12 protein-coding genes are annotated in these 12,788 nt (G+C 69.1%); 7 read left to right on the forward strand and 5 right to left on the reverse strand.

Translation table 11 applies throughout. The features are described from left to right. Positions 1 to 308 precede the first annotated feature (308 nt). Positions 309 to 1,487, reverse strand: a complete 1,179-nt coding sequence (gene nadA / locus ACWCXB_RS18410) for a quinolinate synthase NadA (RefSeq protein WP_450724024.1) — start codon at positions 1,485 to 1,487, stop codon at positions 309 to 311. Between the two features lie 320 nt (positions 1,488 to 1,807). Between nadA and ACWCXB_RS18415 the strand changes: the two genes are divergently transcribed. After that, positions 1,808 to 2,164, forward strand: coding sequence for an iron-sulfur cluster assembly accessory protein (locus tag ACWCXB_RS18415; protein ID WP_450724026.1), 357 nt, complete (start codon positions 1,808 to 1,810; stop codon positions 2,162 to 2,164). Positions 2,165 to 2,234: 70 nt separating this feature from the next. Here the strand turns inward: ACWCXB_RS18415 and ACWCXB_RS18420 are convergent, their stop codons facing one another. Then, positions 2,235 to 3,719: a hypothetical protein gene (locus tag ACWCXB_RS18420; protein ID WP_450724028.1), complete on the reverse strand. Its 1,485-nt coding sequence runs from the start codon at positions 3,717 to 3,719 to the stop codon at positions 2,235 to 2,237. Between the two features lie 77 nt (positions 3,720 to 3,796). Continuing rightward, entirely contained in the window at positions 3,797 to 4,003 is a 207-nt protein-coding gene (locus ACWCXB_RS18425; RefSeq protein WP_450724029.1) for a hypothetical protein, read from the reverse strand. Between the two features lie 130 nt (positions 4,004 to 4,133). On the opposite strand from ACWCXB_RS18425, the gene ACWCXB_RS18430 reads away from it, so the two are divergent. Continuing rightward, entirely contained in the window at positions 4,134 to 5,108 is a 975-nt protein-coding gene (locus tag ACWCXB_RS18430) for a carbohydrate kinase family protein (protein ID WP_450724031.1), read from the forward strand. 256 nt (positions 5,109 to 5,364) lie between these two features. Here the strand turns inward: ACWCXB_RS18430 and ACWCXB_RS18435 are convergent, their stop codons facing one another. Further along, positions 5,365 to 6,729 (reverse strand): aminotransferase class V-fold PLP-dependent enzyme, encoded by a 1,365-nt coding sequence (locus ACWCXB_RS18435; RefSeq protein ID WP_450724033.1) that lies wholly within the window; start codon positions 6,727 to 6,729, stop codon positions 5,365 to 5,367. A gap of 271 nt (positions 6,730 to 7,000) precedes the next feature. Here ACWCXB_RS18435 and ctaC point away from each other — a divergent pair, with 271 nt between their 5' ends. The 4 genes from ctaC (at position 7,001) to ACWCXB_RS18455 (ending at position 11,465) form a co-directional block, all read left to right on the forward strand. After that, positions 7,001 to 7,969 carry an aa3-type cytochrome oxidase subunit II gene (gene ctaC / locus ACWCXB_RS18440; RefSeq protein WP_450724035.1) on the forward strand — a complete coding sequence of 323 codons (969 nt, stop codon included), beginning with the start codon at positions 7,001 to 7,003 and terminating at the stop codon, positions 7,967 to 7,969. Further along, positions 7,966 to 9,699: an aa3-type cytochrome oxidase subunit I gene (gene ctaD, locus ACWCXB_RS18445; RefSeq protein WP_450724037.1), complete on the forward strand. Its 1,734-nt coding sequence runs from the start codon at positions 7,966 to 7,968 to the stop codon at positions 9,697 to 9,699. The genes ctaC and ctaD overlap by 4 nt, the downstream gene beginning before the upstream one ends. Beyond that, entirely contained in the window at positions 9,696 to 10,094 is a 399-nt protein-coding gene (locus tag ACWCXB_RS18450) for a cytochrome c oxidase subunit 4 (protein ID WP_450724039.1), read from the forward strand. The genes ctaD and ACWCXB_RS18450 overlap by 4 nt, the downstream gene beginning before the upstream one ends. A gap of 120 nt (positions 10,095 to 10,214) precedes the next feature. Next, entirely contained in the window at positions 10,215 to 11,465 is a 1,251-nt protein-coding gene (locus ACWCXB_RS18455; RefSeq protein WP_450724041.1) for an Ig-like domain-containing protein, read from the forward strand. 46 nt (positions 11,466 to 11,511) lie between these two features. On the opposite strand, the gene ACWCXB_RS18460 is transcribed toward ACWCXB_RS18455, so the two are convergent. Next, entirely contained in the window at positions 11,512 to 11,913 is a 402-nt protein-coding gene (locus tag ACWCXB_RS18460) for a hypothetical protein (RefSeq protein WP_450724043.1), read from the reverse strand. 191 nt (positions 11,914 to 12,104) lie between these two features. Between ACWCXB_RS18460 and ctaE the strand changes: the two genes are divergently transcribed. Continuing rightward, positions 12,105 to 12,725: an aa3-type cytochrome oxidase subunit III gene (gene ctaE, locus ACWCXB_RS18465; protein ID WP_450724045.1), complete on the forward strand. Its 621-nt coding sequence runs from the start codon at positions 12,105 to 12,107 to the stop codon at positions 12,723 to 12,725. Positions 12,726 to 12,788: the final 63 nt, after the last annotated feature.

The following is a 12,788-nucleotide window of genomic DNA, read 5'->3' on the forward strand; positions in this document are numbered from 1 at the left end:
ATTTCCGAGGAGGCGAGCCCGGAGGGGCCCCGCACCACCACCCACCCACAGCAGCCGCACCAAGCCCGTCCGGCGCTTGAGGACGGACACACCGGGTGCCGACCCGGTACCGCGCACACCAGACGCGCGCCCGGCACCGCCCACACCGGACGCGCGCCCGGCACCGCCCACACCGGACGCGCGCCCGGTACCGCGCACACCGGACGCCCCACCGGTACCACGCGCAGCGTCAGACGCACGTCGCCCCCGGCGCGCAAGGCAGGGCCGCGCGTCGGGGGCGACGGGGGTCAACGGGGGCAACGCCCCCGTTACGGAAGCGCCAGCATGCGCTCGAGGGCCAGCTTCGCGAAGCTCTCCGTCTCGCGGTCGACCTGGATCTGGTTCACCAGGTTCCCCTCCGCCAGAGACTCCAGCGCCCACACCAGATGCGGCAGGTCGATCCGGTTCATCGTGGAGCAGAAGCAGACCGTCTTGTCGAGGAAGGCGATCTCCTTGCCCTCGTCCGCGAAACGATTCGCCAGCCGTCGCACCAGGTTGAGCTCGGTACCGATCGCCCACTTGGACCCGGCCGGCGCCGCCTCGAGCGCCTTGATGATGTACTCCGTCGAGCCGACGTAGTCCGCCGCGGCGACGACCTCGTGCTTGCACTCGGGGTGGACGAGCACGTTCACGCCCGGGATGCGCTCGCGCACGTCGTTCACGGAGTCCAGCGAGAAGCGGCCGTGCACCGAGCAGTGGCCCCGCCACAGGATCATCTTCGCGCCGCGCAGCTCATCGGCGGTGAGCCCGCCGTTCGGCTTGTGCGGGTTGTAGACGACGCAGTCGTCCAGGGACATCCCCATGTCGCGGACCGCGGTGTTCCGGCCGAGGTGCTGGTCCGGCAGGAAAAGGACCTTCTCGCCCTGCTCGAAGGCCCAGTCCAGCGCGCGCTTCGCGTTCGAGGACGTACAGATCGTGCCGCCGTGCTTGCCGGTGAAGGCCTTGATGTCGGCGGAGGAGTTCATGTACGAGACCGGGACCGTCACATCGGCGATCCCGGCTTCGGTGAGCACGTCCCAGCACTCGGCGACCTGCTCCGCCGTCGCCATGTCGGCCATCGAGCAGCCGGCGGCGAGGTCGGGGAGGACGACCTTCTGGGCGTCGGTGGTCAGGATGTCCGCCGACTCGGCCATGAAGTGCACGCCGCAGAAGACGATGTACTCGGCCTCCGGCCGGGCCGCCGCGTCCTTGGCGAGCTTGAAGGAGTCGCCGGTGACGTCCGCGAACTGGATGACCTCGTCGCGCTGGTAGTGGTGACCGAGCACGAAGACCTTGTTCCCGAGCTTCTCCTTGGCCGCGCGGGCGCGCTCCACCAGGTCCGGGTCGGACGGGGAGGGGAGATCACCGGGGCACTCGACGCCGCGCTCGCTCTTGGGGTCGGCCTCGCGGCCGAGCAGCAGCAGGGCGAGGGGCGTCGGCTGGACATCCAGGGGTTGGGCGGTGGTCACGTCACGCACCCTTTCTCTTCTCTGACCATGAGCGCGGCGTCAGCCGCTCCAGTGGAGCCGGTGCTTGCACCGGAGGCTTTTCGTCTATTTGACGCTATCTATCATAACTGCTTCACGTCACTTTGACGATGTCCATAGCGTCGATGTGACGCAATTCCCGGGCGCCGTCATGTACACCTGCTGTCCACAGGTCGATGCCCTGACGGGAGCGCGTGTGCGAGCATGAAGGGGAAAGACTAGGGCTCGCCCGGAATGAATCCGGGACCCGGCCGGTTGCAACCGTCGGCAAGCAGTCTCCGTACAACCCGGGAGAGAAGCAGATGTCCGTATCGGACGAGACCACCACCGTGAGCGACGGCATCCTCCTGTCCGACGCCGCCGCCGCCAAGGTCAAGGCCCTGCTGGAGCAGGAAGGCCGGGACGACCTGGCGCTGCGCGTCGCGGTTCAGCCCGGCGGCTGCTCCGGCCTGCGGTACCAGCTGTTCTTCGACGAGCGCTCGCTCGACGGCGACGTCGTCAAGGACTTCGGTGGCGTGAAGGTCGTCACGGACCGCATGAGCGCTCCGTACCTGGGCGGCGCATCGATCGACTTCGTGGACACGATCGAGAAGCAGGGCTTCACGATCGACAACCCGAACGCGACGGGTTCCTGCGCCTGCGGCGACTCCTTCAGCTAAGTCGCTTCCACGCCGAGGGCGGCGGCCCCGACATGGTCGGGGCCGCCGCCCTCGGCGTATGCGTGACCGCTCACGTACGGGGCACACGGTCCCCGCTCTGCGCGTCGACGACCGGGCGGCCACCGAGCGGCGTGTCCAGCGTCACTTTCTCCGTGAGTTCCTTGGCGATCATGATGCAGACCCTCCCCGGATCGGGCCGCGACTCGATGATCCGCACCTTCACCTGGCCGGTGCTCTCCTCCGCCTCGGCCGAGTAGTCGCTGCACACCCCGCCCCAGAAGTGCAGGGCCAGCGTCCGCCCGCCGTTCTCGACGGTGTAGGACTCGACACTCCGTACGGACGTCTCCGGCAGCCGGGTCGGGTCCGGCGACGGCAGCCGCTTCGTCGGCGGCACCGAAGGCGCCGGCTTCAGATGCTCGGGAGCCACCGCGGGGTGGGTGATGGTGAACGGCAGGGCGTCGCCCTCCGGGTCCACCTGGAACAGCCAGGACGGTACGAGCGCGGGCCGGCCGTCCACGGAGTGCACCGCGAGCCCGAAGACCGCCTTGCTGATCGCCACCGGCTTCGGGGCGCCGGACTGCGGCGTGCCGGGCCCCGGCTCGCACGGCGCGGCCGGCTTGTCCGCCGGCTTGTCCGCCGGTACGGGAGTCGCGCAGCCGCCGATGCCGATCGGACCGCTGTCCCGGGCCTCGTTCAGCTGCTTCAGCGCCTCGTCCGCGCCGATCACCGGATACTCCGCGCCCTTCACCGGCTTCGCCAGCTGCCCGCTGCCGCCGACCACCTGGCCGTCGCTGCCGACCTGGATCCCGGTCGACCAGCCGAACGTCGGCAGTCCGCCGACCATCGGATCGGCGTTCACCACCCGGACCGCCCCCATCGTCTGGGCGGCGTCCAGCCGGGCGTCGCTCTGGCCCACCGCCGCCAGCACAGGAGCGGCCGCCTTCTTCGCGGCCTCCTCGCTCACCGCCGGGAAGGCCGAGTCGCCGCTCGTGCCGGGGTCCGGGACGCCCCCGCCCGGACAGGGCTTGACCTTGGTGCAGTCGTCGCCCTTGGGCGAGGGGCCGAACCTGGCGAACGACCAGGTGCCCGGAGCCTGCCGGTTCACCTGGAGCATCGGCCCGCCGGAGTCCTTCTCCGCGCCGATCTTCCATACGTCGCCGACCGCGCGCGGGCTGCCCGCCACCCCGAGGGCCGCGGCCAGCCGGGTGACCTCGGCCGCGCCGACCGTCCCGCTCGCGCGGTACACCGGGGCGGAGTCGGGGCCGTCCGGGAGCTTGCCGTCGAACCGGTACTCCGGCCCGTTCGGGTCGGGCTCGCCAGGGGCGATCCCGGGGGGCGGGCCGGTCTCCGAGTGGCCGTCCAGGGCGAGCGGCGGAGGCGGCGGGGTTCGGCCCGCACCCGGCGACGCGGCGCCGCCGTCGGACGCTGTGGTGGCCCAGTACGCACCGCCACCCCCGGCGAGCAGAACCGCCGTGGCCACCGAGGCGATGGTCAGCGGGTAACGCCGCCGGCGCGGGCCGTCGGCGGTCTTGAGGGGCCGCTCCGTGCTGTTCACCGCATCGCTCCTTCGGACCCGTAACGGGGGACACCCCTGTGACGGGTCGGAGGAGCGTGCGGTTCCCGCCTACGCCGTCAGTCGCCGTACAGGGACATGGCACCGACCAGCCGGGCGGATGCGGGGGGCACGACCACGCCATGGATCAGCGACGGTGGCACGGGCGCGGCCGCCGCGACCGGCGGGACCGCCCAGTGCGGGGCCATCCGTGCGCTGTCGCCCCGCAGGTCGGCGAGGCTGATCTCGGTGTCCCGCAGGTCACGCGGGGCGATGTGCTTGGGCATACGGGCACCGTACGCAGGGTTGAGCGGCCGAAAAAGACCTACTATCGGGTAGTTTCCGCACTTCAGCGGAGCTCGTGGAAACCGGTAGCGTTAACTGTCCATCTCGCCTCCCCTCCAGGAGCACCTCGCCGTGCGAATCGCAGTCACCGGCTCCATCGCAACCGACCACCTCATGACCTTCCCCGGCCGCTTCGCCGACCAGCTGGTCGCGGACCAGCTGCACACGGTCTCCCTCTCCTTCCTGGTCGACAACCTCGATGTGCGCAGGGGAGGGGTCGGCGCCAACATCTGCTTCGGCATGGGCCAGCTCGGCACCCGCCCGATCCTGGTGGGAGCGGCCGGCGCGGACTTCGACGAGTACCGCGCGTGGCTTGACCGGCACGGCGTCGACACGTCGTCCGTACGGATCTCCGAGGTACTGCACACCGCGCGCTTCGTCTGCACGACGGACGCGGACCACAACCAGATCGGCTCCTTCTACACCGGAGCGATGAGCGAGGCCCGGCAGATCGAGCTGAAGTCGGTCGCGGACCGGGTCGGCGGTCTCGACCTGGTGCTGATCGGCGCCGACGATCCGGAGGCGATGCTGCGGCACACCGAGGAGTGCCGCTCGCGGGGGATCCCGTTCGCGGCGGACTTCTCGCAGCAGATCGCGCGGATGAACGGTGACGAGATCCGGATACTGCTGGACGGGGCGACGTACCTCTTCTCCAACGAGTACGAGAAGGGCCTCATCGAGTCCAAGACGGGCTGGACGGACGAGGAGATCCTGGCCCGCGTCGGCCACCGGGTCACCACGCTCGGCTCGCGCGGTGTGCGCATCGAGCGGGCGGGCGAGGAGAGCATCGAGGTCGGCTGCCCGGAGGAGGACTCCAAGGTCGACCCGACGGGTGTCGGCGACGCCTTCCGCGCGGGCTTCCTCTCGGGCCTGTCGTGGGGCGTGAGCCTCGAGCGCGCCGCGCAGGTCGGCTGCATGCTCGCGACCCTGGTCATCGAGACCCTGGGCACCCAGGAGTACACGCTCCGCCGCGCCCACTTCATGGACCGCTTCACCAAGGCCTACGGCCACGACGCCGCCGCCGAGGTCCAGGAGCACCTGTCGTAACACCGGGCGCCTTGAGCCCGTCCGGCGTTCGAGGACGGACGCGCGGGCCGGGCTGGAGGGGCACCGGCCACTTCCAGCCCGTCCGGCGTTTGAGGTTCCGGGTGGGGGTGCCGCTGCGCGGGCTTTCCCCACCCCGCCCCTTCCCGTAACCGGGGGCTTCGCCCCCGGACCCCCGGGCGGTCTGCCCGGCATGGTCCGGGGGGCGGAGTGTCCGTCCTCAAACCCGACCGGCCGGAAATGGCGGGCGGCATCCCGATCAGGCCCGGCGGCGCACCACGTACGCCGTGCCCCGCTCCGCCGGGTGCTCGCCCTCGTACTCCTGGCCGCGCATCTCGCACCACGCCGGGATGTCGAGCCGCGCCGCTTCGTCGTCGGACAGGACGGTGACCGTACCGCCCACCGGCACGTCCCCGATGACCTTCGCGAGCTCGATGACGGGGATCGGGCAGCGCTTTCCCAGCGCGTCCACCACCAGCGAGGGCTCCCCGGCGGTCGGCGCGGGGGACACGGGGGCGCCGAGCCGCTGCCGCACGTCCGCGACGACCTCCGGCAGGACCTCCAGGAAGCGGTCCACTTCCCCCTCCGCCGTGCCCACCGGCAGGGACACCCGCACATTGCCCTCGGTCAGGACCCCCATCGCGCGCAGGACATGGCTCGGAATCAGCGTCGAGCTCGTGCACGACGAACCCGACGAAACGGAGAACCCGGCCCGGTCCAGCTCGTGCAGCACGGTCTCTCCGTCGACATAGAGACAGGAGAAGGTGACGAGATGCGGCAGCCGCCGCACCGGATCGCCCACCACCTCGACGTCCGGGACGAGCTCCGGGACCCGCGCGCGGATCCGGTCGACCAGGGACCGGAGCCGCGCCGACTCGGTCGCCGCCTCCTCCCGTACCGCCCGGAGGGACGCCGCGGCCGCCACGATCGCGGGGATGTTCTCGAAACCGGGCGCACGCCCCGACTCCCGTTCGTCCGCGGGGTCTTGGGAGGCGAACCGGACGCCCTTGCGCACCGCGAGGAGCCCGACTCCCGCCGGGCCGCCCCACTTGTGTGCGCTCGCGGTCAGCAGCGACCAGTCCCCGGCGACCGGCCCCCAGGCCAGCGACTGCGCCGCGTCGACGAGCAGCGGCACCCCGGCGGCCCGGCACACCGAGGCCACGTCGGCGACGGGCTGCTCCGTACCCACCTCGTGGTTCGCGGACTGGAGGCAGGCCAGCGCCGTGTCCTCCCGGAGCGAGGCGGCGTACGCGTCCGGCGTCACCGCGCCCGTGCGCTCCACCGGCACCTCGGTGACCTCGTAGCCCTCCGCCGCATGCAGTACCGCCGAGTGCTCCACCGCCGACACCACGACATGCCTCCCGACACGCCGGCGCCCCGCCATCGCCCCCGCCATCCCCGAATGAATGGCCCGGGTACCCGAAGAGGTGAAAACCAGCTCGTCCGGGCGGCACCCCACGGCCTCCGCCGCGGCCTCGCGTGCCGCGTCCAGGAGCAGCCGCGCCCGCCGCCCCTCGCGGTAGAGCCGGGCAGGATCCGCCCACCCTTCGTCGAGGGCGGCCTGCAGGGCCTGCCGGGCGACGGGGTGCAGCGGAGCGGACGAAGCGACGTCGAAATAGGGCACACAGCCACGCTAACGCGCACAGCCGAAGAGGGCGTCAGAAGGCTGCCGAAGGCCCGCAATCGGGGCCCCTCACCAGGCCCCGGAACCGGACAGTCCACCCCTTCGGGTCGTCGGACGGCGCGTTGGGCACCCTCCCCGCGCGACCCCAAATAGCGTCCAGTAGGGTTTGGTCCGCATAAACATCCAAACCCCTGCCCGCGTCAGGGCCGGCGACCGACCAGCGAGACGGCCGCAGCCGGCCGCGCGGGCGAGACTCTCGGGAAGGCGCTACGTGAGTCCCAACGGCTCCGACCGCTCGTCGCGGCGCCCGATGCGGCGGAAGCTGCCGCAGGTGCTGACTGCGGGCTTGATCGTGGCAACCGCCACTGCTTGCTCCCCCACTTGGGAGGACTTCCCCCGCCTCGGAATGCCCACCCCGGTCACGGAGGAGGCTCCGCGGATCCTCTCCCTCTGGCAGGGATCCTGGGCGGCCGCCCTCGCCGTGGGCGTACTGGTATGGGGTCTGATCCTGTGGAGCGTGATCTTCCACCGGCGCAGCCGCACCAAGGTCGAGGTTCCCCCGCAGACCCGGTACAACATGCCGATCGAGGCGCTGTACACCGTGGTCCCGCTCATCATCGTTTCGGTGCTCTTCTACTTCACGGCCCGCGACGAATCGAAGCTCCTCGCCCTCTCCAAGCCGGTCCACACCGTCAACGTGGTCGGCTACCAGTGGAGCTGGGGCTTCAACTACATCGAGGACGTGGACGGCAATGCCGGCACGGGCGATGCCAAGGCCGACAAGAACCTGAAGGCCGTTCCGAACCTTTACGCGAAGGACTTCCGCGCCGGTGCCGAGGGCGTCTACGACTACGGCATCCCCGGGACCCGGAACCCGCAGACCGGCAACCCCGGTCCGACCCTGTGGCTGCCGGAGGGCGAGAAGGTCCGCTTCATCCTGACCTCCCGCGACGTCATCCACTCCTTCTGGGTCGTCCCCTTCCTGTTCAAGCAGGACGTCATCCCCGGTCATACCAACGTCTTCGAGGTGACGCCGAACAAGCAGGGCACCTTCATGGGCAAGTGTGCCGAGCTCTGCGGTGTCGACCACTCCCGGATGCTCTTCAACGTCAAGGTCGTCTCCCCGGAGCGCTACCAGCAGCATCTGAAGGAGCTGGCCGAGAAGGGGCAGACCGGCTTCATCCCGTCTGGCATTGAGCAGTCGGACCCGGCCCGGAATGCGGAGAAGAACCAACTGTGAGCATCCTCAACGAATCCCAGGGTGCCGCCGCGGCTGACGACTCGTACGAGAACGAGGTCCCGGTCCGGCGCAGGCAGCCCGGCAGCGTGGTGGTGAAGTGGATGACCACCACCGACCACAAGACCATCGGTACGCTCTACCTGGTCACGTCGTTCGTCTTCTTCTGCATCGGCGGTGTCCTGGCGCTCTTCATGCGCGCCGAGCTGGCCCGCCCGGGTACGCAGCTCATGTCGAACGAGCAGTTCAACCAGGCGTTCACGATGCACGGCACGATCATGCTGCTGATGTTCGCGACGCCGCTGTTCGCCGGATTCGCGAACTGGATCATGCCGCTGCAGATCGGCGCGCCCGACGTGGCGTTCCCGCGGCTGAACATGTTCGCGTACTGGCTGTACCTCTTCGGCTCGATCATCGCGGTGGCCGGCTTCCTCACCCCGCAGGGTGCGGCCGACTTCGGCTGGTTCGCCTACTCCCCGCTGTCGGACGCGGTCCGCTCGCCGGGTGTCGGCGCCGACATGTGGATCATGGGTCTGGCCTTCTCCGGCTTCGGCACGATCCTCGGTTCGGTCAACTTCATCACCACGATCATCTGCATGCGCGCCCCGGGCATGACGATGTTCCGTATGCCGATCTTCACCTGGAACGTGCTGCTGACCGGTGTGCTGGTCCTGCTCGCCTTCCCGGTGCTGGCCGCGGCCCTGTTCGCCCTGGAGGCGGACCGTAAGTTCGGCGCCCACGTCTTCGACTCCGCCAACGGCGGAGCGCTGCTGTGGCAACACCTCTTCTGGTTCTTCGGGCACCCAGAGGTGTACATCATCGCCCTACCGTTCTTCGGAATCGTCTCGGAGATCATTCCGGTCTTCAGCCGCAAGCCGATGTTCGGTTACATCGGTCTGGTGGCCGCGACCATCGCGATCGCCGGTCTGTCCGTGACCGTGTGGGCCCACCACATGTACGTCACCGGCGGAGTGTTGCTGCCGTTCTTCTCCTTCATGACCTTCCTCATCGCGGTACCGACCGGTGTGAAGTTCTTCAACTGGATCGGCACCATGTGGAAGGGCTCACTGTCCTTCGAGACTCCGATGCTCTGGACGATCGGCTTCCTGATCACCTTCACCTTCGGTGGTCTGACCGGTGTCATCCTGGCCTCGCCCCCGATGGACTTCCACGTCTCCGACTCGTACTTCGTCGTCGCGCACTTCCACTACGTCGTCTTCGGCACCGTGGTCTTCGCGATGTTCGCCGGATTCCACTTCTGGTGGCCGAAGATGACGGGCAAGATGCTGGACGAGCGGCTCGGCAAGATGACCTTCTGGACGCTGTTCATCGGCTTCCACGGCACGTTCCTCGTCCAGCACTGGCTGGGTGCCGAGGGCATGCCGCGCCGCTACGCGGACTACCTCGCCGCGGACGGCTTCACCACGCTGAACACCATCTCCACGATCAGCTCCTTCCTGCTGGGCCTGTCGATCCTGCCGTTCCTCTACAACGTCTGGAAGACCGCCAGGTACGGCAAGAAGGTCGAGGTCGACGACCCGTGGGGCTACGGCCGTTCGCTCGAATGGGCGACGTCCTGCCCGCCGCCGCGGCACAACTTCCTCACCCTGCCGCGGATCCGCTCCGAATCCCCGGCGTTCGACCTGCACCACCCGGAGATCGCTGCCCTCGAGCTCGAGCACGCCGGTCACGGCACCAGCGCCATCGCCGCTGACAAGGAGGCCGGCAAGTGAAGATCCAAGGCAGGTTGTTCCTCTGGCTGAGCGTCTTCGTCCTGGCCATTGCCATCCTCTATGGCGTGTGGTCGAAGGAGCCGGCCGGTACGACGGCACTGTTCCTGACGTTCGGTCTCTGCATCATGGTCGGCTACTACCTGGCCTTCACGGCCAGGCGCGTCGACGCCATGGCCCAGGACAACAAGGAGGCCGATGTCGCGGACGAGGCCGGTGAGGTCGGCTTCTTCTCGCCGCACAGCTGGCAGCCGCTGTCGCTGGCCATCGGCGGTGCCCTCGCCTTCCTCTCGGTCGCGATCGGCTGGTGGCTGCTCTACTTCTCGGCTCCGCTGGTCCTGATCGGCGTCTGGGGCTGGGTCTTCGAGTACTACCGCGGAGAGAACCAGAACCAGTAGCGAGCAAGCTGCTCCGCACTGCGCAGGGGCCCGGACACTCACCCGTTGGGGTGGTGTCCGGGCCCCTCGTTTGCAGTCCTCCCGCGCGCCGCTGCCGGCTGTTCTTCATAGCGTGTGCTCATGAACGACATACCGCGCAAGCGCGCCATAGCCAGCTGCACCGTGCTGGTCATGTCTCTCGCGACGGCAGCCGCGTGCGGCGGCCCGGAGCGCAACCCGCTGTCGGCGAGGCCGTACGACGCCGCCAAGCAGGTCGCCCTCAACGCCCCCACCGGAAACACCAAAGCCGACCCCGAGAAGGTTCTGGAGGTCAGGGCGAAGGGGAAGGACGGCCGAATAACGGACGTCACGGCTGTCGACGCCGCCGGCCGGTATCTCGCGGGCGAACTCACCGCCGACGGCAGCAGATGGCGCTCCACGGGCCCCCTCGTCGCCGGTACGCGCTACACGGTCAAGGTCGCCACGGAGGACAAGGTCGGCGCTCCCGGCGCCCGTGTCCAGACCTTCGAGACGGCTCCCGCCAAGCACACGATGAAGATAGAGCTGGGGCCGAAGGCGGGCACGTACGGTGTCGGTCAGCCCATCACCGCCGAGTTCAGCGAGCCGGTGAGGACCAAGGAGGCCAGGGCCGCCGTCGAGCGCGCGCTGACCGTCCGCTCCACCCCCGCGGTGTCCGGGGCCTGGCACTGGGTCGACGACAAGAAGGCGCACTACCGCCCCAAGGAGTACTGGCCCGCGGACGCCACCGTCCAGGTGCACAGCAGGCTCGAGGGCGTCAAGGTCGGCCCCAAGCTCTACGGCGGTGCCGTCAAACCCCTCAAGCTGTCCATAGGCGACCGCATAGAGGCGATAACGGACGCCGGCGCGCACCGGATGACGGTCCTGCGCAACGGGGAAGTGATCAACACCATTCCGGTGACCACCGGCAAGCCGGGCTTCTCCACCCGTAACGGCGTCAAGGTCGTGCTCGGCAAGGAGTACTTCGTCCGTATGCGCGGCACCACTGTCGGCATAGCCGAGGGCAGTTCGGAGTCCTACGATCTGCCCGTCTACTACGCGACCCGGGTCACCTGGAGCGGTGAATACGTCCACGCCGCGCCCTGGTCCGTCGGCTCCCAGGGCTGGGCCAACGTCAGCCACGGCTGCACCGGGATGTCCACCGGCAACGCGGCCTGGTTCTTCAAGACCGTCCGCGAGGGCGACATCGTCAAGGTCGTCAACAGCCTCGGCAGCATGATGGATCCGTTCGGGAACGGCTTCGGCGACTGGAACCTGGACTGGGACGAGTGGCGGGACGGCAGCGCCCTGCTGGAAGGCACCATGGAGGGCAGCGGCCCCGCGGACGTGGCACGGCTGCAGCCCCAGGTCTGAGCGCGCCCGGGCCCGGAGCCGCGGGCGGTCGCGGGGGCGGGCCGCCTCAGTGGTTCGCGCCCAGCCTCGTACGCAGCAGGGCGGCCAGCGCCTCCGCGAACTCCACCGGCTCGACCGGGAGCGTCACGGCCGCGTCCGCACGGCTCCAGGTGGCCAGCCAGGCGTCCTGCGGGCGCCCCATGAGCACCAGCACAGGAGGACACTGGAAGATCTCGTCCTTGATCTGCCGGCAGACGCCCATACCGCCCGCGGGGACCGCCTCGCCGTCCAGGACACAGGCGTCGATGCCGCCCTTGTCCAGCTTCGCAAGGACCGCGGGCAGCGTGGCGCACTCGATGAACTCGACCGGGGGAACGTCGGCGGCCGGGCGGCGGCCCGTGGCGAGCCGTACCTGTTCGCGGGTGTTGGCGTTGTCGCTGTACACCAGCACCGTGGCGGTCGACTGCATTGTTCCTCCGGTTCGTCAGCAAGAACTGCGGGGTGCACCGATGCGCGGGATGCTACCCCTCTCGACGTCGTGTCAGCACCGGTTCGGCAGGGCAAAGGACAGCCTTTCGCTGGGCCGTTCGGGCTGGACACGGGGTACGGACACACCGAACGGCACCCCCCGGAGTGAGGGCTGGATAAGCGACCGACATAATGTCGGTCGTGGCGACAGCAACGACAGTAGAAACCGGGCACGCGCACCCGTCGGTCAATCGGCCGAACCTCACCAGCGTCGGAACCATCATCTGGCTGAGTTCCGAGCTGATGTTCTTCGCGGCCCTCTTCGCGATGTACTTCACCCTGCGATCGGTGATGGGTGCCGATTACTGGACGGAACAGGCCTCGTTCCTGAACTTCCCGTTCTCGGCGACCAACACCACGATCCTGGTGCTCTCCTCCCTCACCTGCCAGCTCGGCGTCTTCGCCGCCGAGCGCGGTGATGTGAAGAAGCTGCGCACCTGGTTCGTGATCACGTTCGTGATGGGTGCGATCTTCATCGGCGGCCAGGTGTTCGAGTACACCGAGCTGGTCAAGCACGAGGGCCTCTCGCTCTCGTCCGGCCCGTACGGCTCGGTCTTCTACCTGACCACCGGCTTCCACGGTCTGCACGTGACAGGCGGTCTCATCGCCTTCCTGCTGGTTCTCGGCAGGACGTACGCGGCCAAGAGGTTCACCCACGAGCAGGCAACCGCCGCCATCGTCGTGTCCTACTACTGGCACTTCGTCGATGTCGTCTGGATCGGCCTCTTCGCCACGATCTACATGATCAAGTAGCCGGGCTCGTTCCCGCACCCATTCCAGAAGCATCGACGCAGAAGATCCTGACACCGGGGTAAT

It is taken from the genome of Streptomyces sp. NPDC001514 (assembly GCF_053597075.1).